Source organism: Bacillus sp. 522_BSPC (assembly GCF_001076885.1).
Taxonomy (GTDB): domain Bacteria; phylum Bacillota; class Bacilli; order Bacillales; family Cytobacillaceae; genus Niallia; species Niallia hominis.
Window position 1 is genome coordinate 35,858 of sequence record NZ_JVDT01000248.1, and the last position, 25,498, is coordinate 61,355.

The 25,498-nt window shown below is 32.9% G+C and carries 18 protein-coding genes and 2 pseudogenes; 15 read left to right on the forward strand and 5 right to left on the reverse strand.

The annotated features are described in order from the left end of the window. Positions 1 to 3: 3 nt before the first annotated feature. Positions 4 to 165, reverse strand: a complete 162-nt coding sequence (locus ADJ83_RS25765) for a hypothetical protein (protein WP_160314268.1) — start codon at positions 163 to 165, stop codon at positions 4 to 6. Next, entirely contained in the window at positions 140 to 286 is a 147-nt protein-coding gene (locus ADJ83_RS25770) for a hypothetical protein (protein WP_160314269.1), read from the reverse strand. The genes ADJ83_RS25765 and ADJ83_RS25770 overlap by 26 nt, the downstream gene beginning before the upstream one ends. Positions 287 to 504: 218 nt before the next feature. Here ADJ83_RS25770 and ADJ83_RS20530 point away from each other — a divergent pair. The 11 genes and pseudogenes from ADJ83_RS20530 to ADJ83_RS20580 all read left to right on the forward strand — a co-directional run bounded on the left by ADJ83_RS20530 (position 505) and on the right by ADJ83_RS20580 (position 19,146). After that, a pseudogene (locus tag ADJ83_RS20530) lies at positions 505 to 2,013 on the forward strand (type I restriction-modification system subunit M). Beyond that, entirely contained in the window at positions 2,013 to 3,170 is a 1,158-nt protein-coding gene (locus tag ADJ83_RS24650; protein WP_065429140.1) for a restriction endonuclease subunit S, read from the forward strand. The pseudogene ADJ83_RS20530 and the gene ADJ83_RS24650 overlap by 1 nt, the downstream one beginning before the upstream one ends. Positions 3,171 to 3,213: 43 nt before the next feature. After that, positions 3,214 to 6,552 (forward strand): DEAD/DEAH box helicase family protein, encoded by a 3,339-nt coding sequence (locus tag ADJ83_RS20540; protein ID WP_192840964.1) that lies wholly within the window; start codon positions 3,214 to 3,216, stop codon positions 6,550 to 6,552. 156 nt (positions 6,553 to 6,708) lie between these two features. Then, the gene (locus ADJ83_RS25935) at positions 6,709 to 7,221 is read left to right on the forward strand and encodes a hypothetical protein (protein WP_192840965.1); all 513 of its coding nucleotides are present in this window, start codon (positions 6,709 to 6,711) and stop codon (positions 7,219 to 7,221) included. 408 nt (positions 7,222 to 7,629) lie between these two features. After that, positions 7,630 to 9,231: an ATP-dependent nuclease gene (locus tag ADJ83_RS20550; protein ID WP_048718963.1), complete on the forward strand. Its 1,602-nt coding sequence runs from the start codon at positions 7,630 to 7,632 to the stop codon at positions 9,229 to 9,231. Next, a complete protein-coding gene (locus ADJ83_RS20555; RefSeq protein ID WP_048718965.1) occupies positions 9,215 to 10,327 on the forward strand; it encodes a DEAD/DEAH box helicase in 1,113 nt (370 codons plus the stop codon). Before ADJ83_RS20550 ends, ADJ83_RS20555 begins: the two co-directional genes overlap by 17 nt. 14 nt (positions 10,328 to 10,341) lie before the next feature. Beyond that, on the forward strand, positions 10,342 to 10,737 hold the full coding sequence (locus ADJ83_RS20560; RefSeq protein WP_048718968.1) for a hypothetical protein: 396 nt from the start codon (positions 10,342 to 10,344) through the stop codon (positions 10,735 to 10,737). Between the two features lie 88 nt (positions 10,738 to 10,825). Then, positions 10,826 to 11,794, forward strand: coding sequence for a hypothetical protein (locus tag ADJ83_RS20565; RefSeq protein ID WP_048718970.1), 969 nt, complete (start codon positions 10,826 to 10,828; stop codon positions 11,792 to 11,794). After that, positions 11,785 to 13,755, forward strand: a complete 1,971-nt coding sequence (locus ADJ83_RS20570; RefSeq protein WP_048718971.1) for a RecQ family ATP-dependent DNA helicase — start codon at positions 11,785 to 11,787, stop codon at positions 13,753 to 13,755. Before ADJ83_RS20565 ends, ADJ83_RS20570 begins: the two co-directional genes overlap by 10 nt. 332 nt (positions 13,756 to 14,087) lie before the next feature. Further along, a complete protein-coding gene (locus tag ADJ83_RS20575; protein ID WP_048718972.1) occupies positions 14,088 to 18,332 on the forward strand; it encodes an ATP-binding protein in 4,245 nt (1,414 codons plus the stop codon). 43 nt (positions 18,333 to 18,375) lie between these two features. Next, positions 18,376 to 19,146: a hypothetical protein gene (locus ADJ83_RS20580; RefSeq protein WP_048718975.1), complete on the forward strand. Its 771-nt coding sequence runs from the start codon at positions 18,376 to 18,378 to the stop codon at positions 19,144 to 19,146. 906 nt (positions 19,147 to 20,052) lie between these two features. On the opposite strand, the gene ADJ83_RS20585 is transcribed toward ADJ83_RS20580, so the two are convergent. Together ADJ83_RS20585 and ADJ83_RS20590 are read right to left on the reverse strand one after the other, a co-directional pair. Then, the gene (locus ADJ83_RS20585; protein WP_048718977.1) at positions 20,053 to 20,388 is read right to left on the reverse strand and encodes a type II toxin-antitoxin system RelE/ParE family toxin; all 336 of its coding nucleotides are present in this window, start codon (positions 20,386 to 20,388) and stop codon (positions 20,053 to 20,055) included. A gap of 3 nt (positions 20,389 to 20,391) precedes the next feature. Beyond that, positions 20,392 to 20,691 carry a type II toxin-antitoxin system RelB/DinJ family antitoxin gene (locus tag ADJ83_RS20590; RefSeq protein ID WP_031537205.1) on the reverse strand — a complete coding sequence of 100 codons (300 nt, stop codon included), beginning with the start codon at positions 20,689 to 20,691 and terminating at the stop codon, positions 20,392 to 20,394. Between the two features lie 564 nt (positions 20,692 to 21,255). Between ADJ83_RS20590 and ADJ83_RS26365 the strand changes: the two are divergent. Both ADJ83_RS26365 and ADJ83_RS20595 read left to right on the forward strand, forming a co-directional pair. Further along, a pseudogene (locus ADJ83_RS26365) lies at positions 21,256 to 21,429 on the forward strand (carboxymuconolactone decarboxylase family protein); the annotation flags it as partial. 218 nt (positions 21,430 to 21,647) lie between these two features. After that, a complete protein-coding gene (locus ADJ83_RS20595; protein ID WP_048718982.1) occupies positions 21,648 to 22,895 on the forward strand; it encodes an MFS transporter in 1,248 nt (415 codons plus the stop codon). A gap of 43 nt (positions 22,896 to 22,938) precedes the next feature. Here ADJ83_RS20595 and ADJ83_RS26375 read toward each other — a convergent pair whose 3' ends face one another. Next, the gene (locus ADJ83_RS26375) at positions 22,939 to 23,658 is read right to left on the reverse strand and encodes a helix-turn-helix domain-containing protein (RefSeq protein WP_239687094.1); all 720 of its coding nucleotides are present in this window, start codon (positions 23,656 to 23,658) and stop codon (positions 22,939 to 22,941) included. A 54-nt stretch (positions 23,659 to 23,712) separates the two neighbouring features. Here ADJ83_RS26375 and ADJ83_RS20605 point away from each other — a divergent pair, with 54 nt between their 5' ends. Together ADJ83_RS20605 and ADJ83_RS20610 are read left to right on the forward strand one after the other, a co-directional pair. Beyond that, entirely contained in the window at positions 23,713 to 24,105 is a 393-nt protein-coding gene (locus ADJ83_RS20605; RefSeq protein WP_053094385.1) for an SDR family NAD(P)-dependent oxidoreductase, read from the forward strand. 48 nt (positions 24,106 to 24,153) lie between these two features. Further along, positions 24,154 to 25,170: an IS1595 family transposase gene (locus ADJ83_RS20610; protein WP_048717680.1), complete on the forward strand. Its 1,017-nt coding sequence runs from the start codon at positions 24,154 to 24,156 to the stop codon at positions 25,168 to 25,170. Positions 25,171 to 25,498 lie beyond the last annotated feature (328 nt).

The window sequence follows — 25,498 nt, forward strand, 5'->3', positions numbered from 1 at the left end:
ACTTTATTTCTTTAAATCTTGCTTATTTGGTTCCATCTCTATATCAAGTGATAATTGGATGCCATCCGAAATTTTTTCAGCTTTGGTTGATTTGTTCTTACGTGGTACAATTATCACTTTTGTTTCATATCCGGGAATTTTAAGCTTTTGTATGATCTTGTCCATACTTTTGTTCCTGTAAGTGGATGAACAAACTAATGCTAGTTTTAGAGATTCCAAGTGATTCACAATGGTCTAGGCATGATTTCACCCAGTCTGTATTTGTCTTCTTTTTGTTGTCCTCCACTCTTGGAGCCTCCTTTCCAGTTGAAATAGATGCTCTTGGCCTCAAGCGTTAATCATCTTACTTTTAAGAAATTAATATTCTTATAGGTCTAAGTAACTATTTTTTTGATATGGTAAAATAAATAAGACACAAAATAAGATTTTCCAAGAAAGCACATATCTTATTTCATAAAAGAGGTAGTATAATTAGACTGGAAATTATTTAGGAGGAAAATCATCATGATTACAGGTGAAATTAAAAATAAAATCGATGGGATTTGGACAACGCTTTGGACAGAGGGCAATACAAATCCATTAACAAATATTGAGCAATTAACTTATTTGCTGTTCATTAAAGGATTAGATGAAAGCGAATTGCGTAAAGAAAAGGAAGCAGCTTTTTTAGGCTTAGAACATACAGGGATATTTTCTGAAATGCCAGCTGATTTTACAGATATACAAAAAGAGCATTGGCCAAAAATGTGATGGACTCAATTTAAACAACTACCTGCTGAAGAGATGCACCAAGTTATGGTAACGACCATCTTCCCGTTTATTAAAACATTAGGCGGCAAAGAGGATTCTGCATTCTCTAAATATATGAAAGACGCTTCATTCCTGATTAATAAACCAGCAACACTTCAAAAAGTTGTTACTGCACTTGATAGTATTCCAATGGAAGATCGTGATACACAAGGAGACATATATGAGTATCTATTATCAAAGTTACAAACTTCAGGTACAAACGGTCAGTTTCGTACACCACGCCACATTATCAATATGATTGTTGAATTAATGAAACCTACACCTAAAGATACAATTATTGACCCTGCAATGGGATCAGCGGGATTTTTAGTATCAGCAAGTGAATACTTACGGAAAAACAACAACGATTTATTCCTAGTACACGGTTTAAAAGAACATTTTCACAACACGATGTTTTACGGGTATGATATGGATTCAACTATGTTACGCATTGGTGCAATGAATATGATGCTACATGGTGTTGATGCACCAAATATTGAATATCGTGATTCTATTTCTGAAGATAATAAGGATGAAGATAAATATACAATGGTTTTAGCGAACCCTCCTTTCAAGGGTTCCGTTGATAAAGAATCAGTTGCTAATGATTTGAGCTATGTAATGAGTAAAAATTCAAAATCTGCTAAGACAGAATTATTATTTTTAGCATTAATTCTTCGTATATTAAAACCGGGTGGACGAGCAGCTGTCATTGTACCAGATGGCGTGTTATTCGGTAGCTCTAATGCCCATAAAGCCATTAGAAAAGAGATTATCGACAACAACAAACTAGAAGCCATCATTTCTATGCCAAGTGGCGTATTCAAACCATATGCCGGAGTATCAACAGGAATCATGGTTTTCACCAAAACAGGCACAGGCGGCACAGATAAAGTCTGGTTTTATGATATGAGGGCAGATGGATTTTCTTTAAATGACCATCGTACGCCAATTGCAGAAAATGATATTCCAGAAATTATTGCCCGATTTGGTAACTTACAAGGTGAAGCAGAACGCAAACGGACAGAACAATCATTCTTGGTACCAGTCGATGAAATCCGCGAGCAAAGTTATGACTTATCTATTAATAAGTATAAAGAGATTGAGTATGAGGAAATGGAATATAAAAAGCCTGAAATTATTATCGATCAGCTTTTACATTTAGAAAGTGATATTCAAAAAGGTCTAAACGAGATAAAAGAACTAATTAAGGAGAATCGCTAATGAATTTACGAAAGTTGAGCGATGTTTGCGAAATAATTATGGGGCAATCTCCTGATTCATCTTCGTATAATGAAAGTGGTGAAGGCTTACCATTCTTTCAAGGTAAAGCGGACTTCGGTGAATTATATCCGATACCTAGAATGTATTGCAATAAACCCTTAAAAATCGCAATTACTAACGATATATTAATGTCAGTTAGAGCGCCGGTTGGTGACGTAAATATTGCAACAGAAGAATGTTGTATTGGTCGTGGTGTAGCTGCCATTCGTAGTAAAGAGAATATTGATTTTAAATATTTATATTATGTGCTGGAATTTATGAAAGAGAGAATTGCTAGTTTAGGAACAGGTAGTACTTTTAAAGCTATCAGTAAAATACCGCTTTCTTCTATTGAAATCCCAGTACCAACTTTAGAACAACAGATTAAGATTGTAAATGTATTGGATAAGGTAAAAGATGCGATTAACAAACGCCACTATCAACTTGCAACATTAGATGAATTAACGCAAAGTTTGTTTTTAGAGATGTTTGGAAATCCTGTTGCAAATTCTAAAGGATGGGATATAGCATCTTGTAAAGATATAACTGAAAAAATTGGTTCAGGTTCAACCCCTAGAGGGGGAAATGCTAGTTATAAAGAAAGTGGTATCAGTTTAATAAGAAGTTTAAATGTCCATAACAACAATTTTACTTTAAAAGATTTAGCCTTTATTGATGATCGTCAGGCAGAAAAATTAAAAAATGTTGAAGTACAAGAAAATGATATTTTACTTAATATTACAGGAGCTTCAGTGGCAAGAAGTTGTATAGTTCCTAATAATATTTTACCCGCAAGAGTTAATCAGCATGTTTCTATAATAAGGGTAAAAGAAAATTTTGTTAGTCATATTTTTTTAAGTAATCTGTTTACAAATGAAATTTATCAGAGATATTTATGGCAAATAGCCACTAGCGGTGGGGCAACAAGGGAAGCTATAACAAAGCAGCAAATAGAAAATTTATCTATTATTTTGCCACCACTGAATTTGCAAAATGAATTTGCATATAAAATAGAACAAATTGAAAAACAGAGAACTTTAATGCAATCAAGTAAGGTAAAGCTAGAGAATATGTATAATTCACTACTCCAGAAAGCCTTCAAAGGGGAACTGTTTTAACAATAAGAACTGAATGAATTTATCTCGTAAAGGAGTTGATGTGATGTCGAATTTTGGATTTTTGCAGGAGAAACAAGCATTTAGTAGCTTTACCAATGCTTGTTTAGAAGCAGAAAAAGCGATGCAAGTTAGTCCAGCGACGTGTGCGATTTTATCGCGCCGCGCGCTGGAGTTAGCGGTGAAATGGGTGTATCAGTTTGACCAAGATGTAAAGATTCCATATCAAGATAATTTATCAAGCTTAATTCATGATAGACATTTCCTAGCCATTATTGATGAAGAATTGTTGCCGATGTTGAAATATGTTGTGAAGTTAGGCAATGCAGCTGTGCATACAAATGTTGCAATTACACGAGATGAAGCGGTTTTATCATTACACAATTTACATCAATTTATTTCATGGATTGATTATTGTTATGCAGAGGAATTTACATCATCGGAATTTAATGAATCTCTTCTTTATACATCGGAGTACAAGCGTGAACGACCGGAAGAACTTCACGATTTATATGAAAAACTAAGTGCAAAAGACCAGAGTCTAGAAGAGTTGCGTAAACAAAATGAAGAACTTCGTAAGGAGTTAACAGCGAACCGAGTTATGCAACAAGAAGAATATCAGTTTCAAGTCGATGAAATATCAGAGTTTGAAACACGGAAACGTTATATTGACCTAGACTTGAAATTAGCAGGCTGGGAAATCGCTAAAAATGTGCTTGAGGAATATCCAGTGCGAGGAATGCCGAACAACACCGGGGAAGGCTTTGTTGACTATGTGTTACTTGGGACAAACGGTAAAGTGTTAGCAGTTGTCGAAGCAAAACGGACTTCGAGAGATGCAAAAGTTGGTCGTCAGCAAGCTAAGCTGTATGCAGATTGTATTGAACAAGCCCAGCAAATTCGACCAGTTATTTACTATACGAATGGCTTTGAAACCCATATTTGGCATGATGAATATCCTGCTCGCAGTACATCTGGATTTTATACTCAAGATGAATTACAACTTATCATTGATCGCCGAAAGTTGAAGAAACCATTAGTCAATATTGAAATTAATGATGACATAACTAATCGTTATTATCAAAAGGAAGCAATATTGGCTGTTTGTGATGCATTCAGTCATAACGGGCGTAAAGCATTACTCGTCATGGCAACAGGAAGTGGGAAAACTCGTACTGCCATTTCATTAGTGGATGTACTAACGAGGCATCATTGGATTAAAAATGTGTTATTTTTAGCGGATCGTAAGTCACTTGTTAAGCAAGCATTCCGTAACTTTAACACACTCTTACCGAACTTGTCTTTAAGTAATATGCTTGAGAAAAAGTCGAATCCAGAGGATGCGCGGATGGTTTTTTCAACATATCCAACGATGATGAACTCGATTGATGAAGTGAAAAGTAAAGATGGAAACCGTTTATTTACGGTCGGTCATTTCGATTTAATCATTATCGATGAATCTCACCGCTCGATTTATCAAAAGTATAAAAGTATTTTTGACTATTTTGATGGGATGCTTGTTGGGTTAACCGCAACACCAAAGGATGAACTGGATAAAAACACGTATACGATTTTTGATTTAGAAAATGGCGTACCTACTTTTGCCTATGAGCTGTCAAAAGCAGTAGAAGACGAGTATTTAGTTGATTATCGCACACGTGAGACAACATTAAAGATTTTAGATGATGGGATTCGTTATGATGATTTATCAAAAGAAGAGCAAGAAGAATTTGATGAAATTTTTGAAGATGAGCCACAGGTAAAAGATATCGACAGTGCTGCGATAAATCAATTTGTCTTTAATAAAAATACAATTGATCACGTTCTGCAAGATGTTATGGAACACGGCATTAAAGTAGAAGGCGGCGATAAACTAGGAAAGACAATTATATTTGCGAAAAATCATAAGCACGCTCTAGCAATTAAAGAGCGTTTCGATTTGAAATTCCCTGAATTCGGTGGCAGTTTTGCAGAAGTTATTGATTACAGCGTGGAATATTACCAAACGTTGATTGATGACTTTTCAGATAAAAATAAAATGCCACAAATTGCGATTTCGGTTGATATGCTTGATACAGGAATTGATGTACCAGAAGTTGTAAATCTCGTTTTCTTCAAAAAAGTTCGTTCTAAAACGAAATTCTGGCAAATGATTGGTCGCGGTACACGTTTGTGTGAGGATTTATTTGGTCCGGGAATGGATAAAGAGTATTTCCTGATTTTTGATTATTTGCGAAACTTTGAGTATTTTCGTGCCAATGAAAAAGGAGAAGAATCGAAAGTCACACAAACCCTTACAGAAAAGTTGTTTAACTCAAAGGTGGATATTGTTCGTGAGTTGCAAGATGTTCAGTATCAAGTACAGCCCTATTCTGAATACCGTCAGCAGTTAATAAAAGAAATATTGGCTGATATACGTGCATTAAACGATGAAAATTTCCGAGTGCGTCAATATTTGCAATACGTGCATAAGTATCAAAACGCAGACAACTGGCAAGCTTTATCCGTTGTTCAGACTAACGAAGTAAAAGAAAATATTTCACCGTTAATAGCACCACTTGATGATGATGAATTAGCCAAGCGTTTTGACTTATTAATGTTAACAATAGAATTGGCACAATTGCAGTCAAACAATGCAACTAAACCTATTCGTCGAGTTGTTGATACAGCAGAGGCACTTTCTAAATTAGGAACAATTCCATCAGTAGAAGCACAAAAAGAAATTATTGATGAAGTGCGAACAAGTGAGTTTTGGCAAGAAGCCTCGATAGCAGATTTAGAAAAAGTACGTGAGGCCTTGCGTGATTTAATTCGCTATATTGAGCGTACCCAACAGAAAATTTATTACACTGATTTTAAAGATGAAGTAATGGAAGTAAGAGAAAACGAGTCGATTTTAAATGTGAATGATCTTCAAAGCTATCGTAAAAAGGTCGAACATTATTTAAAAGAACATCAACATGAAGACACATTAGCAATCTATAAACTTCGTAATAATAAGCCATTAACTAAACAAGATATTGAGTACTTAGAGCAAATTCTATGGAATGAACTAGGCTCTAAAGAACAGTATGAAAAAGATTTTGGTGATACACCAATAACAAAACTTGTTCGGAAAATCGTTGGACTAGACCGAAAAGCAGCTGTTGAAGCTTTCTCTAAATTCTTATCAGAAGAAAATCTAAATCTACAACAAACTCGATTTGTCGAATTAATTATCGATTATGTAGTGAAAAACGGAACTCTTGAGCGTCAAGCTTTACAACAGGATCCTTTTACAACATTAGGCGGGATAACAGTCGTGTTCAAAGACCAACTACCAAAAGCAAAAGGGATTTTGGATATTATTGATATGATTAATCGTAATGCAGAGGGGATTTCTTGAGTAGTAACCCAAGCTGACAGCTACAACAGAAAACCCAATCTATAGTTACCTTTTTTAAGACACCTTTGATATGTTTATTAGGGTGTCTATTTTTATCTTAGAAAACAAAACTTCTTGCATAAAGCAACACTCTAAATTAAAAATCATTCTGGAAGGATGAAGCACATTATGAGAGACCCCAATAGAATTAAGAGAATATTAACCCTGCTCCAGAAGATATGGGAACACCAAGCCGATGTGAGGTTTAATCAATTAATTTCAAACTTACAAAGTCTCTATTCTCAAGAAAATAACAGTTTTGGTCGTAGAGTAGTATATACTAAAAACTTTATTGACCTAGAGAAAACATCTTACCTAGACTTTTTCTACCTTGAGGATGATAAGTGGGAGGAATTTCTGACCTCATATTGGTCAAGTATTGAACAAGAATTAATGCTACGAAGAGAGGAAATTAATGTGGATAAGATTGAAGAAGTAATAAGGCTCTTCATTGAAGCAGGGATTGAGAGTGAGCAGATTACGATTCCCTTTAAAGAAAACCTAAAAGCGTTTTTTGTTCAAGAAAGTAGATGGTTAACGGTTGAAGCAATAGTAAATCTGCTTCGAAACTTTTCACAAAATGAGAGAATAGAACTTTTTGAAAAGGTAAAGCGATATTCTGATATGTAATTACGGCAATGTATACAAAATAAAAACAGAAGGAGTATTTTTGTCCCCTTCTGTCTTTGACATACAGATTGCACTAACAATTATATGATTGCCAAATGAATGAGAAAATAATCCACTTCTCCTTTCCTTTTAATAAGGTTTGGATAGGTGTCTCCCCTTTAATCTTATATAAGACATCCTTGCAATCATCTTCTAATCTTCTATTTGCTAAAAAAGGACTTATCTCGAAAAACTACGGTACATTTTTTTATGTAAAATGAATTGTGAAAAAATTATCGCAATTTGTAGAATTAATAGATGGAAAATTATACAATTATATTAAATGACAATTACATAAAATGGTGCTGCATTACAACCATTTCTCTAGAAGATTCCATACTTTAAGATTCAAGAAAGTGGTGAGTTACAGTGATTAATAGAATCATAATAAAAAACTATAAATCCATTCAAAACTTGGATTTAAGATTGAATGATACTATGAACATCCTTGTAGGAAATAATGAGCAAGGTAAATCTACTATTTTGGAAGCAATTAACTTGGCCTTAACTGGTTTACTCCATCGGCGGAGTATACATAACGAGTTAAATCCATTTATTTTTAATAAAGAGATTGTTAATAGGTATATTTGTGATGTTAAACGGGGTAGCAGAGAAAAACCACCACATATATTAATAGAAATTTATATCCAAGAGAATGAACAAACATCGCATTTAAAAGGAACAATCAATTCAGTTAGAGAGAATGCTTGTGGTGTAAAGTTAGAAATTGAGTTTAATGAAGAATACTCTGAAGAATATGAGCATTATATTGAATCCACATCTGATATTTATAATGTTCCAATTGAGTACTATAAGGTTAGTTGGCATTCTTTTGCATCTAATGCCATCACCAGCCGAAACGTCCCTGTAAAATGCATCCTTATTGATACTACTGAAGGAAAAACATGGAATGGTCCTGATAGGTATATATCTAATGTTATTGGTGGCACATTGGATTCCAAACAACGTGCAGCTCTAAATTTCCATTTTAGAGATATTAAAGAGCAATTTTCTAGTATTGAAGCAATCTCGGAGTTGAATACGGCGCTATCTCAAAGAACGGGAGAAATATCGGAAAAGAATCTGGCAATTTCTTTAGATATTTCTCAAAAAAACGGTTGGGAATCTAACCTCATTGCTTATTTAGATAGTATACCGTTTGATTTAATAGGAAAAGGTGAACAGAATTCAATTAAACTAAAATTGTCGCTAGAAGCTAGTGAAAACGATGCTCATGTTGTATTAATTGAAGAGCCAGAAAATCACCTATCATTCACAAATCTGAATAAACTAGTAGACCAAATTTCTAGTAAGTGCGAAGGGAAGCAGATTGTATTAACAACCCATAGTAATTATGTATTAAATAAATTGGGGTTAGATAAGGTAATTCTTATTAATAACGGTAATCATATGACCTTAACAGATTTAAATGAAGATACATATGAGTATTTCAAAAAACTTCCGGGCTACGACACTCTCCGATTATTGTTATCGGAAAAAGCGATTCTAGTGGAAGGACCTTCTGATGAACTTATCGTTCAAAAGGCATACCTACAAAAGTACAATAAATTGCCTATTCATGATGGCATAGACGTAATAACCGTAAGAGGGTTATCATTTAAACGTTTTCTTGAAATTGCTGATAAATTAAAAAAGCAAGTTGCTGTAGTTACTGATAACGACGGGAATGTAGAACAAAATATAAAAAATAAGTATAGTGAGTATTTATCTCATCCAACAATTAAAATCTGTCACAGCACTGATGAGACATTAAAAACACTGGAACCTCAGTTGGTTGCAGTAAATGAAATTCAAAGAATGAATAATATCCTAGGAAAAGAGTTTTCTACAAAAGACGATTTAATAAAATATATGACTGCTTCTGGCAATAAAAATGAATGTGCTTTGAGGATTTTTGACACAGAGGAAGTAATTGTAATACCGGAGTATATAAATGAAGCTATTGAATAATACAGTAATAATTGCTGCCGCTGGTTCAGGAAAAACATCAGATTTAGTTAAAAGAGCTAAGGAATGTAATGATAAAAAAATCTTAATAACAACATTTACTATCGATAACACAGAAGAGATTAAAAACAAGTTTTATCAAGATTTGGGGTTTATTCCCCCCAATGTTACTATACAAACTTGGTTCTCGTTCTTACTAAGAGAATGCGTAAGACCGTATCAAAACTTCTTGTATGATGAAAAGCGAATTGAGAATATCGAGTTCGTAAATGGTATGTCAGTGCCGTTCGTCCCAAGAAGAGATACTAAGAGATACTATCTCCGGGAAGGCAAGTATATTTACACGGATAAAATATGTGAATTTGTGCTTAATGTAAATTTACTATCAAAAGGCATGGTAATTAGCCGTCTAGAAAATATGTATGATCTAATAATGATAGATGAAGTTCAGGATTTAGCAGGATCGGACTTAGACTTTCTATACCTGTTATTATTCTCCAAGATCAACACAATTTTGGTGGGAGACAATAGACAAGCTACACTGTTCACGAACAACGGGAGAAAGAACAAGAAATACAAAGGGACCCATATATTTAATTTATTTTCCGAGTGGGAAAAACAAAAGATTTGTTCAATTCACTATAAGACGGAGTGCCATAGAGGTAACCAATTAATATGCGATGTAGCCGATTCACTTTACCCTGAAATGCCCCAAACCACTTCAACAAACAAACTTATAACCGGTCATGATGGTGTGTTTTATATTAAAAGTCGTGACCTACAGGAATATATAAAAAAATATAAGCCAGTAGTTTTGAGATATGATAAAAGGACAAAATGTCCAGATTATTTATTTCCTCTAAACTTCGGAAAATCTAAGGGACTAACTTTTGAAAGAGTTGTTATTTTAGTTAATGGGCCGATACAAAAATTCTTACAAAATGATTACCTTGCAGTAAGTAGTCCGAAGTCTAAAGCTGGTTTATATGTTGCAATAACTAGAGCAAAATACAGTGTTACGTTCGTAACAGACCAAAAGGTAGTTTCAAACAAGTATGTAGCCGAATTCATTTTGGAAAAAGAATTAATCGTTAATTAAGGAGGAAGTAATTATTGGTTGCTTTTGATTGGGAATGTTCGGAATTTAAACTATTTAGTACAACAAATCTTGAAAACAACGTAAATGCAGATAAACTATTTGTAAGTTTTTTAGTGGAAGTTGAAAAGCAACGGAAAGATATTACCAAAACATTTACTATACAAGAAATAGCAAATATTATTCCAAAGGGAACAGCAGGGATTAACAATTATTCAACTTATGGTTTTTCATTTATGAGTATGCTGAGTGGTCAAAAGAATAGAGATTATTTTATTTTCGAGAATAAAGAACTAAGAGGTGAGTTCACCTCAATATGTAATAATAATGTTGACAGAGATAACTATTATTGGAAGAAACACTGTTTAAATGAGCGTGTTAGGATTAATCCAAAATACTTGAAAAATATTTAACTGTTTTTCAACTAATAGTTTATTTAAAAAAAATAAAAATTTAACATCCTAATTATGTAGAAATAGTTACTGACCGGAGGGAATTATTATGTACTATCCAAATAACATTGAAGAAAAATGTTATGAAGAGCAACATATAGAAGGTGTTTTGACAGAGATAAAGGCAAATTTTCATGATTACTTTGATTTATTTTTTCAATCAGAAGCAGGAGCAGCATTAAAAGAAGAACAAGTTAAAAAGTTAGCTGAAAAGTTCGGTAGTGAAGGTGTTGTAAAAACTCGTCAAAAGAATACCGGTTCGGTATTAAAGAGAATTATTAGTGAAGGTATTGAAAAGTTTGAAAAAGATCGTAAAAAGTATAAAGACTTACTAGAGGAAGAAGCATTAGAAGAATATGAGGATAATCCCGCAGGATTTAAAAGTGTATTGAAAAAGGATTGTCCTATTATTCTTGGAACGCTAATGAGTCCTGCCAAGGAGTTAGATAAATATAAGTACGAATTTAATAAATCCAATCCTAATGAATTACTTTCCGTTTGTCAAAATTTAGCCTCCTTTGCCAATAATTATGCAGCAGAATGTGAAGATTTTGATTATGATTCAATAAGTTCGTTAAGTGATTTGGAATTTAAAGAACTAGATACAGAGGACTACTCTGTTTTCGGGGTAATAGGTGGAGGGATTAAGAGCCAATTTTTATTTAAATTGCATCCAGCATATTTTCCATATCGTTCAAAAGAAGCCATTTGGGCTCTCTGGTATCTAACTGATAAAAAGACTTTTGAATGTGAGGAAGGTTCCCAGTTTCTAATGATTAACGTGGAAAAGAGTCTCACTAACCAAAACTATTTTTATCCTTATGAATTATTTAGCTTTTACGCTTATCAAGTTTACCTACTTTTGAAAAAAGAAGCTGAGAAGAATCGTGTTCAAATACCTGATGAATATCGTTATGTTTTGGTAGACCAATTCTTTACTTTTATTGCGAAAATGCATGAGGAAGACATTAAATTTATATCAAGCAGTTCGGAGGATAAACCATACTCATGGATATAAAAAATTTATTTAAACAATCATTTCCAAAATTGGCTGCGAAATTTGATTTAACTGATTTTCAAGAAACCGTCATTCAATCGGTGCTTACAAAAGAGAACACTCTTTGTATTATGCCAACTGGTGGAGGTAAATCCTTAACTTATTGGCTATCTGGATTGGGCCTTAATGGGATTACCCTAGTGATTTCTCCTTTAACCGCTCTAATCGATGAACAGGCTAATAATCTGGAGGAACATGGGTATAAAGTATTAACTTTACACGCAGGTATTGATGCAAAGAAACAAGTAAAATTGCTAAAGGATTTTTATAGACGAGAACTAAATCCTGACTTTATTTTTGCAAGCCCTGAAAGGATATCTACTGATGGGTTGTTTGAGTATTGCGTAAAGGCGCGGAAAGATGAGTTCAAATTAATTGCTATAGATGAGATCCACTGCGTTTCCCAATGGGGTCATAGTTTTCGCCCATTTTATAAGCATATCCCCACTTTTCTAGATAATGTTTATGGTGATAATTGGCCAACGATACTTGGTTTATCGGCTACTTTAAATAGAAAGGAAGTAGCTGACATTTGTGAATCTTTTCGAATAAAAAATAGAGCAGTAATAAAAAGTGATTTGCTTGTCCGAACAGAAATTGAATTGAAGACCTTTAAATTCATTAAAGAGGATGAAAAGCTAGGAAAATTATGGCAATTGCTCAAGATTCATCAGAACGAAAAGACTCTTGTCTATATATATCGGGTAAAAGGAAAGAACAGTACTGAAGATTTGGCGAAATTAGCCATAGAGAAAGGCATTAGGGCAACGCATTTCCATGGAGAGGTGTCCTCCAAAGAGAAGCAAAATATTATAGAACGCTTTAAAAACAATGAATTAGATGTAGTATTTGCAACAAATGCTTTTGGAATGGGCATAGATATTCCTGATATTCGTGTTGTAATTCATTTTATGATCCCTGAATCAGTTGCCCAATATTATCAAGAAGTTGGGAGAGCCTCTCGTGACAAACAGGCATCTAATGCTTATCTGTTATATTCAAACAAAAATATAGAGGTCAAAAAATCTCATTTTATTAATAAATCCTTCCCTACTATTGATGAATTGAAAGAAGCATTTACCAAAATGACTTCTAACAAAATAGGATATAAAACACTTTCCTATTTTGATGACGAGGATATACAAAAATGTCTGCCTTATTTTGTGGATAATGGGATAATTGAAATTGTGGCAAAAGGTATTACGAATCTTGATGTTTTTTCTAATGTAAATGATTCTGAGTTAACAACTTTAATGTCCTTAACGAAAACTAAAAATATTATCACCACAATGAAAAAAAGCGGTAAGTCCGCCAAAGAAATTAGCGACATTATTTTTGAATCCATTGTAACTGATCGGGTGAGACTGGAAAAAAGCCTTGGGAAGTGCTTAATTATTCACAGTAATTTAGAAGAACTTGATGAACAAGCATTGCAGCGACTAGAGCAATACGGGAAAGATAAACAAGAATTTAAGCACGCCCATTTAGATTACTTTGTTCATATCCTTGAAAACTGTGGAAATTCAAGGGAATTACATCAGGAAATTGGGCGGCATTTAGGAGTTCCTAAGTTTCTACTTGGCAAAATTTATTCAACGACAAAAGGTGATCTTGTACGCTCAAAATCCGAGGTAATCATTTCAAACTTGTTACATCAACATAATATTAAATACGAATATGAGAAAGAAATGTATTACAATGGAGATAATCGAATATCCCCTGATTTCACCATTACAATAAACGGTAAAGAGTATTACTGGGAGCATTTGGGGATGATTGGTAAGGATGATTACGATACCCGTTGGTTAGAGAAGCAGGCGGTTTATGATGACTACTTTCCTGATCAGCTTTTCGTTACATATGAAAATCCATCATTAACAAAATCAGTAGAATCATTGATTGCTGATTTAAAAACTAGATAGAGCTACTGGTCCTACGAAATAGTGATAATAGTTGTAAAAGCTGGAAGCCTCCTTTAAGAAACAAAAAGTATTTGGAGTTAAAATGAGGTGTGCAAAATGAAAATTAGTCTTATCCAAAATTCTTTCTCAATAAACATTATGATGCAATAAAATTCTTTCCAAAAGTTTTAAGTAAACAAGTAGAATCGCATGGGCTGTTATTCGGAATCTCGAAAGATGGTATTTTAGGATAAAAAATTATAAGGTATTTGTACAGTACAAATACTTTAATTTATACAGTTGAAAATAGTAAAGAATATTAAGTGACCAGCTTGGAAGGGGTGTAGAGATGAATGGTGGATATTTCGTTTATAATTAAACCTATAATCGGGAAATTAATAGGTCTAATAAGTGGAAGTTTAATAGAAAAGTGGAAAATCAAAGGAAAATTTAAAAAGATAAAAGACTTCAGAAAAGAGTATGAAGATACATTTGTTGATTCAAATTCATTTCAAAAGTTTCTAAATGATGAAAAGAATGGACTATTAATATTTAACTACGTATTTGGGGCTAGTTATAGATCAGTTACTAAAGTTGCTTTTGTTGAGCAATTGTCTAAACTAGCAACCAATGAAATAAATAATTATAGAAAATCAGTTCATTTAGAAGAAATAAACAATCATCCAATTGTAAATCAATATCTTAATGATTTAATCACATATCTTGAAGAGTATAGAGATAAAAGTTTTAAGTCAAATGAAATGAGTATTGTATCTAATATCCAAAATACCATTGTAGAAAACAACAAGGTATTGCAAGAGTATTTTGAGAATAATTTGTTAGAAATTCAAGAAAGATCTTATTTGGAAAAATTCACAGACGAATACTTAGAAAAGATCCTAGAACGAAACATTTTGGATTTAGGGAAAAGGTATATTTCAGATGCCAATGTAAAAACGGATTTTAACGGTTTATTTGATTCTCTAGCAAGTAATAAACGAGTCTTTACTAAATTTAGAGAATTACTAGGTACCTTACAAATGAGTATAAAGGAGTTTAGTAGCACTTTCAATAAACATATAATAGATTTAGGGTACAATGATGGAAAGTTTATTGATGAGTTTTTACATTATTTAAATGGAATTGATTGCGATAATAAAAAATTCTATTTAAACAGTAATTTTAAGTACTTCTCTGAAGAAATTAATAGTTTTATGGTAAAAGTAGCTGGAATACGACACAAATTATATGAAGAAGGTAGAAAGAATGCAAGAGAAGAGTTAATCAATCCAATTAGCACAATACATAAATGTGAAAGAGATTTAAATGATTATATAGACTTGGTACGACCAATGTTAATTAATGAGCCTTATTTATTGATGTATGGGGATGCGGGAATAGGTAAATCGCATTTATTAGCCGATAACGCTAAAAGACTGCAGCGGGAAGGCCATAGTGTGTTCTTATTTTTAGGTCAACATTTAAATACTCATGACCATCCATTTAAACAAATGTTTAATTTGATTGATTATAAAGGTTCCAAAGAGTCTTTTCTGAAAGAATTTAATGATAGAGCTGTTAAAAAAAATAAAAGAACTGTAATTTTAATAGATGCTTTAAATGAAGGAGCAGGTAAATATTTCTGGAAAAATTACTTGTTGAACTTTTTAAATTCCATTAAAGAATTTGAAAATATTGCTGTGGTGTTATCTGTTAGAAGTAACTATGTTAGAAGCGTACTACCTGAGAATATTGAGGGAGAATTTCCATTACTTAAAATTGAACACAAGGGATTTAAGAATTTAAGTTTAGAAGCCTTAGAGCCTTTTTTCAATTACTATAGAATAAATCCATTGGCATTCCCATCTTTGGAAAATGAGTGTTACAACCCTCTGTTCTTACAGATTTATTGTGAAGCAATTCAAGAAGAATATGTGGGATATAGAGGTTGGAGTATAGTTGAGGTATTGGACAGATATGTGGAAAAGGTTAATCGTAAATTATCGCTAGATCAAAGATTTTCATATACAAGCTCGTTAAATCTGGTTGATAAAATATTGAGAGAAATTGCTGCGAAATTTATTGAAGAAAAAAGTAATTTCATTAAATTGACCGAACTCTACGAAATAATATCCAGACTGGCGAGGCCTTATACAGCTGGATATCGAGAGCTGATTTTAGGTTTACAAGAAGAAAATATTTTATCAATAAATTCAGGGTATCGTGGTGAAAGTTTAACTTATTTTACTTATGAAAGATTTGCAGATATATATATTTCCTTAGTATTATTAGAAAAACATCAGCAAGAGGATCAAAGAACTTTTGAAAAAATACTGTTATCAGATAATCCATATTATTATGGAGTTTATGAGAGTCTCTCGATAATACTACCTGAGAAGTTAAACATAGAATTACTTGATTTAGTTGATAACAAACTTATAACTTTTAATGTAGCAGAATCTTTTGTTCGAGGTATCTCATGGAGGAATGTAAAATATATAAACGAAAGAACTTTGTATTGGATAAATTTATGTCTAAGACAAAAAAGTACAAATTTAACAAGTTTAGTTTATGAAAACTTGTTAAAGCAGTCATTTCTTATAGAATCCCCCTTAAATGCAAATTTTTTACATGATAACATTTATCCTATAACAATGGCTATAAGGGATGGAAGTTGGACTATATCTATAAATAATAATTCAGAAGTGCCTACTCGATTGGTAGAAGTTATTTTAAAACAAAATTTAAGCATTCAACACTTCAAATATGAGAATCTTGAATTACTGTCTTTGACCATTATTTGGTTTTTTACAAGTACGGACCGTAAGCTAAGAGATACTTCTACTACTGCTCTAGTAAAACTATATATTAACGAACCATCGATTATTTTTCAGAATATTAATAGATTTATTGATGTTAATGATCCATATGTATTGGAAAGACTGTTGGCAAGTGCATATGGGGCAATTCTAAGATCTAAGGAAGTACCTCAACTAGAGAAAATAGTTGATATAATTTATGCTCAAATATTTAATCAGGATGAAGTTTATCCTAATGTCTTAATAAGAGATTATGCGAGAGGTATAATTTTATTTGCTGCTAATATAGGGCTTATTAAGCTTGAAGAATTTGAAAAAATAAACCCTCCATATTCTAGTAATTGGTATAAAAAACTGTATACCTTAGAAGATGTAGATGAAAAGTTAACAGAAATGCAGCAAGTAGCAGGGGAAGCGTTTAGTGGGTTTCATGCGATAGTAAGATCTATGACAACAGAATACGGAAGAGGAACTTCAGCTTATGGGGATTTTGGAAGATATGTTTTAGGAAGTGTAGTATCTGATTGGGGAAATCAATTTAACGACCAAGATTTAAGCAATATTGCTACAATGAGGATTATTGACTATGGATATGATGAAAAAACACATGGTTACTATGATAAAAATTTAAGAAATTATAATAGACATGAAAATCTAGTGGAACGTATTGGTAAAAAATATCAATGGATTGCATTATATGAATTATTAGCTAAATTAACAGATAACTATCCTATATATAAAGAAATTAAGTTATATACTCCTGAATATCAAAAATATAAGCAATTGCAAAATGAAAGAATATATTCATATATGGATAAAAAATTTAAAACTCAATCAGGAGAAGATATAGAACTGATTGTCGAGGAAAATGAAGTAACTTTTAAAGAAGAAGATCATTTTCTAGGAATCAAGAAAGATTATTACAAAAATTACAATGGACCTTGGGATCCATTCCTAAGAGACATTGATCCTAGTTTATTGGAGTACCCAACAAAAAATAGTAATCAACAAAAATTAATTAAATCATATTTGCCATATACACCAGATAAAATGTGGGCGCAAAATAAAGAAGAGTTTAATAAGCTTGATGAATTTATATTTATCGAGTATGAAGGTAATAAATATATATCTTTAGCCCAATTACTTGTCCAAAGCAGAGATAATGGTAAAAAATTTGTTGATAAGGATGAATTTTGCATAAAGGCAAAGGGAGTGTTTTTATCTAATTCAGACAAAGAAAAATATATTGCTTTGAAATCAGAAAAGAAAGGAGATATAAGTGTTTCTTGGGCAAATGCGTATAGTGTATTTGCATTTGAACATTATTGGCATCCATCCTTCTCTGATATGTTTTATAAAAATAGGTTTGAAGATATTGATTGTGAAGATGCAATATGGGAATATTTGTGGGAAACAAATATTAGTCCTGATTCTGGAGAAAGAAATTCTTGTAGCTACCTGATGCCAAATGCTAATTTAGTAAAGTTTTTTAAGTTATTTCAAATATCAGAGGGAATTTGGAAAGATAGTGAGAATAATTTAGTAGCCTTTGATGCTGAGTATATGGGATATGAAAGTAATTTATTATTTAGAGCTGACTATTTAGAAAAATATTTAAGAGAAAATAATCTATCAGTGGTATGGGATTTTTATATGGAGAAGATGTCAGAGCGCAGTAGAAAAGAAGAATGGTTCATATGTTGGACTGATAATGGAACTGATATAAAACACACTATATTAGATCAATATCAAGAATTAGAAATGAAAGATAGATTTTAAACAGCTAAAATTATAGGAGAATAGATAAGTTTAGGAGGTTTATATGGAATATATAAATGAAATCCTATTAATAATTGTTGCTTTTTTATTAGGTTTATTTATAAAACAATTTCTGCCAAGTTACATGAAAGAAAAAGGCAAAAACCTTGCTACCAAAGAGGACATAGCTGAGATTACTAAACTTACTGAAAATGTAAAGGCAGATATTCAAAAGGATCTTGAATCCCATAAGCGGAGTTTTGATGTTGAGATAGAGGAACTAAAGTTAAAGCAGAATCAACTATTCACTAATTTTGAATTATATACAACTAAAAGACACGAGTGTTACCCAGAACTTTATAAACTTATAGAAATATGCAATGGTTCAATTAGGAGGTTAAGAGGAACACAAAGGGTATTAACATTTGAAAATGTTAATGCTCAAGATATTGAATCTTTCATGCAGGATAAGCTTTTCACATCTAATGATATCGAACTAATTTTAAGTCATTGGGATACAGATAAAAATAATGCTATTTTTTTGTTACATAAAAGATTACAGAGGCTAAATTATAACGAAGCTGAAGAAAAATTTATTGAAGCGAATGATTATTTTTACTTTATGGTGCTTTACCTATCGGAAGATGTTGAATATATTGCAAGGGATCTATTAAAAAAATTGCACGGATTATGGATGAATTTTGATCCGGACTATCCTTGGGATAAAATATTGGTTAATGAAAAGTGGTTATCTAATGACGAAGTAATTGTCCAAATTGACGAATTAAGAAATAATTTGAAGTTAAAAATGCGACAAGAGCTTTTACCAAGTTAGGAGAAATCTGTTGAAAGTTATCTGAATGTACCTCCACAATTGGAAGACATTGTTTAGTTAGCTGATAATTATTGTTTGTTTTATTTAATTCGGTAAACACTCTTGGCAACTTTAATTTCTTTCTTGCGCTCACACTCAAACGTGTTCTGGAATATCAGAAATGAGATTTTCAGCTTTCGCCACCAACCCTGCACTATTTAGAAAAAAGCAAGTATCATAAAGGTTATATCGTTTGTTTGTTGGTCAAATGAATTTCTAACATTTTGCTAAATAAATCCCATGAAAAAGGTAAATTCACATTAAAGATGTTTCACCTAAGATTAGTAACATCCTTGAAATAACACACTCATTGCATAAAAAGGTCAAGATATTACACACTCTCAACCTAGGGGCGGCATGATGTAACGCCCTTTACGTGAAGAAATAATTATTAAATAAAAAGTATAAGGTATACACTACTACATCTATGATTATCTGCCATCACCATCCAAGCCATGTGGAGGCAGTGGCACTGCTGGAGTCGATCTGATTTCTGATATTTGTATATCTATGAAAGCTGTGGATTTTCTCAAGATGTCAGAGAAAATAAGTAATCGTATCGAAGTAGCTATGAACAAAAAAGAACAAGAACTTTACATGGGTGTCGACCATAGTGTTCGCCATCTAGGTTACTAAGAATTGTTTTGGGATGAAACCAATTGGCAACCGTTATGTAAGTCGTGCCAAGATAGAAAGACAATGACTGAGGACAGATTCCAAGAGTTCAAATACTGAAAACACTTCCCCATCACGAAAAAAGATATTATGAAGAGTCAAACCTTGTTTCAAGGTAGATTATGAATGCTTTATGAGGAAATAAATAGAAACCCTTTCAAGTTAGCGTTGAAAGGGTTTTTTATATTCACTTTATTCCATATCCATTTGTGAAAGCTGACGAATCAGATCACGTTTTCCGTAAACAACAGCGGTTACCTGAACAATTAAATGATCCTCGTCTAGCCAGAAATAGACTAGAAAATTTTTAACAGGCATTTTACGAATTCCGTAGTTGTGCCATGGTTCTTCTTCAGTGAGGGCAATTCGCTGTGGAAATTCGGAGAGAGAGGAAATCGCATCCTCTAACGTATCCAATAGATGCAGTGCTGTATCTGGGGCTTTTAGTTCAGAAGCAATGTAGTGTGTAATTTGATGTAGCTGTTCTTGTGCCTGTGTTGTGATTTTTACAACGTATGTTTCAGCCATCGATTATAATTCCCGTCTTAAGTCATTAAATACATCGGCTACAGGACGAGAACGGTTCGCTTTTGCATCTTCAAACCCAGCATGCATCATGGCATTGAATTCTTTTGCATCCATTTCATCGAGAGCAATAGGTGCAGTGGGAATGGAGAGAGAGAATGGGATGCTCTTTGTCATGATGATTTGTTTGTAAAGCATATTGATGACAACAGAAGCAGGCACTCCTAATTGTGACATGATTGCTTCAGCTTTTTCTTTTATTTCTGGTTCAACACGAGCGAGGACATTTGCAGTTTTAGCTGCCATAAATCATTCCACCTTTCTTTTTTCTTTATTGTATGCTTTTGTATAACGGTTAGCAATACAAAACCAAAACTTCCACAAGAAAGAGTAGGGGCGGTCTGAATCTCTACAAGCCAAAACCCCAAAGACCGGCGCCCCATTTCGTGCGGAAAATTGCAGAAATAAAAGGGGCATACCCAAAAAACAAAAATTAGAATGAAAAAAGTAACGAAAGTAGTATTGGATTTGGAAGTTTACCTTTCACTTCTAACAGTACTTTTGCCGAATGATTGCAGAAAAGACTGTAAAAACCTTGCTCAAATACAGGAGTTTGCAGTCTTTTTTCTTGGCTGTTTTTGTAAAATTTGTTGCTATGACCCGCAGCCAGAATACACTTCGCTGTCTAATTAGACTAATCGTTTTTTGGTAGACTTTGCATTCACGGAATGTCTACAAAATCTAGTTTCAAACAACCATACTATTAAAGAATTAATCAAATGCTGAATCAAAAGAATGGAAGGCAATGATTAAATATAAATAGCAAGAAAGGATGAAAAAAATGATTAAATCGTTTTTAATGATAGGACAGTCGGATTTGCAGAAGTTTTTCTAAAACAAAAAGGGGATATACCAGATTCTGTTTTTAATGTATTAAAAGGTTGTTTTTCTGAGAAGGAAATAAGCGAGTTAGTTGCGTTTATTTGTTTTACGACCTCACAACAGTATTATGGTGCGATGATGAAGTTAGAAGTAGAGGGATAATAACATTTATTTTATTTTTTCTTCAGCTAACTGGTGCGTTAATTCTAGAAGGATTAACGCTATTTTTTATGTAGAAGTTATTGAACTAAATGGGCAGGTTAGTACAAGGTTAAAAATAAACATTGGTAAGTACATTATAATCTTGCAAGAAAATCTAGCAAGATTAGTAAAGAAATCACCTCAAATAAAAAGTACACTCAGGGAAGAGGTGATTTAATGTGTATTTAAAAATTATAAAAAATAATAGAAATGTATTATTTTACTTGTTAGGAGCTGGGACTTCTAGTTTGGGGGATGTTATATCTGGGTTAGCCTTCCTATTTTTAACTTATCAGATGACAGAATCAAGTATACATACAACTGGTGTTGCAATCTCACAAGTAGTCCCTTATCTTTTATTTGGATTAATCGGGGGAGTAATTGCTGATTGGGTAGATAAAAAAAGGATATTAATAAGAATCGATCTTATAAGAGTACCTCTAATATTATCATTAGTGCTATTTCAACAATTAGAGTTGCTGAACTATTGGCATTTAATAATAGTGAGTTTTCTTATTCAGTGTCTAGGCTGTTTTTTTAATCCTGCTCATAGGGCTATATTACCCATTATTACAAGGGAAGAGGAAAGATCTTCTGTTAACAGTTTGCTTGACACAGTTACAAGGGGCATTACTGTATTAGGACCTATTGTTAGTGTAGGCTTAATGAATACCATTAACATTATCCACTTTTTTACTTTCGATGCACTAACATATCTTATAAGTGCTATTCTTATTTATAAAATTCAATTTACAGAAAAAAATATAACAGGCGAAAGTCCAAATCAAAGAAAAATAAGTGATATATTTATCTCAATAAAGGATTTTTCAATTTGGGTGAAAAAACAAACGACAATTCGAACCATATTTATAGTTACAGTAATCATTGTGTTTTTCAATACCTGGGTATGGCAAGTCGGTTTATTACTGCAACTAATCGAAACAACCCCAAATGGAGAGGAATTATACAGCTTACTTTTAGGATGGTATGGTGCTGCTGTAATTGCAGTTAACCTGCTTATCCCATTAATTTGGAAAAAGTTAAGTGTGAAAATTTATCTTTTTGGCTCACTGATTTGGGGTATAGGCATTCTCCTTTTAGGATTTGCGTATAGCCTTCCAATGTTTTTTATAGGGATATTAGTTGCAGCAATAGGCTTACCTATATCTGGCTTATCACGAGTATATTTGTTACAGAAATATCTTCCCGTAGAAAAACTAGGTAGGGGCTTTAGTTTTAATGCATTTCTTCTATATTTATCAAATGCTGTTTCTCTTGGAGTATTCGGATTCATCTCTTCATTCTTGTCTACAAGAATCTTGTTTTTAATATGCGGAATTATGATGGTTATTTGTTCAGGTATTTACTTATTAACCATTTCTCGAAAAGCGCCAGGAGTAATACCATATAATCGCTTAAATAATTGATTGTAAACAGTAACAGATGAAAAACCACAGTCCATTGCAATTTCTAATACAGTGTTATATTTTTTTTTAGCATTTCCTGACTTTTGACGACTCGGTAAGTTTGTAACCAAGAGTATGGGGAAATCCCTAAGATGTCTTTAAAGTAATGGGCAAATTGAAATTTACTTAAATTCGCTACTTTTGCCATCTCATTCAAGGTCCAAGAATGCTGATAATCTTCTTTTAAAGCTAATATTGTTTTATAAATTTGTGGATCTATTGTTTTATAGGTATTTAAATTTATATCTTGTGTATGGGTTCCAACAGCACTTTTCAGTAACATTAAAGCCAATTGAGTGAAACTGTGTTCCAAAAATATTTCCATAGATTTTGTGTCATCTTTTTCAAGTTGTACGAAATCTAATACAAATCTAACCCAATTTGAAATTTGAGAGTTCTTCTGGATATGTGTAGCAAACTGGATATCATTGTGAACAGGATAGAGAGCTTGAGAAACCTCATTAAGAAAAGAAGGGTTTAATTCAATTAAAAATTTCCTATCGTCTATTGCTAATTGTTTATGTTCATCTAGTGGGTTGAATAAAATAAAATGTTGATTATGAAGGGTAAGCTGACTTCTGTTCGTTTGGTAATCTATCGTTCCCATTAAAGAGTAAATAAATTTATAATAATTATCTGAACGCCAGTTGCTTTCTTGGCCGAAATCTTTTTTATATAAGAAAACTCCATTATTGTTTTCTAGTAATAGTTTTGTTGAACTCATATAATCACCTTCTTAGTTATTATAAAAATTGTATCATAATGGGGAGGAAAATTAATGAAGCATGCATTAGTAGTTGGTGGAACAGGTATGTTATCAGGGGTATCACTCTGGTTATTAGAACAAGGGTATCATGTTTCAATCATCGCTAGGAATTCTGATCGGATGAAGGATTTAATAGAACAAACAGACTTAGATAGTCATGTCACACCACTATTTGTTGATTATAGTAATCATGATGAATTACAAAGGAAAGTGCATGCAACAATAAATAAAAATGGTGCTATTGATATTGTAGTAGCATGGATTCACTCTACTGCTCCAAATGCACTTAATATAATAGCGAAAGAGGTTTTAATTAGTAAAAGTGAATGGGAGTTATTCCATGTTTTAGGCAGTAGTTCAGATCTAAATAAAATTAGGCTGTTTTCGTATAAATTGTGGCTATGAAAAAAATAATGTATAATGGTGTCAAAAATTGCGGAAAGGGTGTTCCTGATGGCGATGGTTTGGCACGATGTTTATAAAGATTTTCATTCTTTATCCAAGAGCGAACAATTGGAATTGTTCAAAGCTCTACAACAAGACCTGTTTCCAGAGCCTAAAACCGATATTTCCAAGATGGTTGGCGAGGTTCGTGAAACTCGTTTTTCTAACGGTTTAGCTTGTGTTTATTGCGGTAGTATGTCTGTTAAACGTAATGGCAAATACCGTTCACGCCAACGCTATCTTTGTAAGGATTGTGGAAAATCGTTTAACGATATGACAGGTAGCCCGTTATCAGGAACTAAGTACCCTCACAAATGGCTTGATTATTACAAAATGATGATTGAAGGATTAAGTCTGCCTAAAATAGCAAAGGCACTTAAAATTCACGTTTCAACGGCATTTTATTGGAGACATAAAATCCTGAATGCGGTTCGTTCACTTGGTCATCAAACTCTACAAGGCATTGTAGAAAGTGATGAAACATTCTTCTTGGAAAGTGACAAGGGAAAAAAGATGATTACACACAGAAAGGCTCGCAAACGTGGTGGAGTTGCTAAAAAGCGAGGTATATCGAAGGAGCAAATCTGTGTCGTAGTGGCTCACGATAGAAACGGTCAAATATTCTCTCAAAAGGCAGGGAAAGGGCGTATTACTGCTATCGAAATAGACGAGGTGTTGGGCAAGTACATCGATACCTCTGCTTTGTTATGCACAGATACCGCTACAAACTATAAAAAGTTTGCTCAAATGAAAAGTCTGCAACACGAAGCCATCAACGTAAGTAAAAAGCAGTACAAGAAGAAAGGTATTTACCATATCCAACACGTCAATGGTTATCACAAGCGATTGAAGAAGTGGATGGATAGATTTCAAGGAGTAGCAACTAAATATCTTGATAACTACCTATTTTGGCATTGTTATATGGAACTAAACAAGCAATTACCTTCCAAAAAAGTTGTTAAGCAAATGCTTCTAAGTTCTTGTCAACGAGTAAATTTCACAACTGTTGCTAAACTAAGAGCGTAAAAAAACTTGGTTTAAATCAACCAAGTTTTTGTCGGTACTTGTATAGATAAATTTTTTCGGACATAAAACTTATCACCAAACCGATTATTAAGGGAACTAACGACCCTGTTGTAACAAAGAACCCACTTGCATTATTTGTGTACTCGTATTGAAACATTAACCAAGGAATAGTAAACACATAACCAAGCAAGTAAAGTAAGGCTGTTGCCAGTGCAAACGACCCAAAAGTAACTATGAACCCCTTTAATTTCATTTAAAAAACACCTCCTAATTAGATATTAACAAATTTTTCTTGTTGTTAGTATAATATACATTTTTTTAATTTATA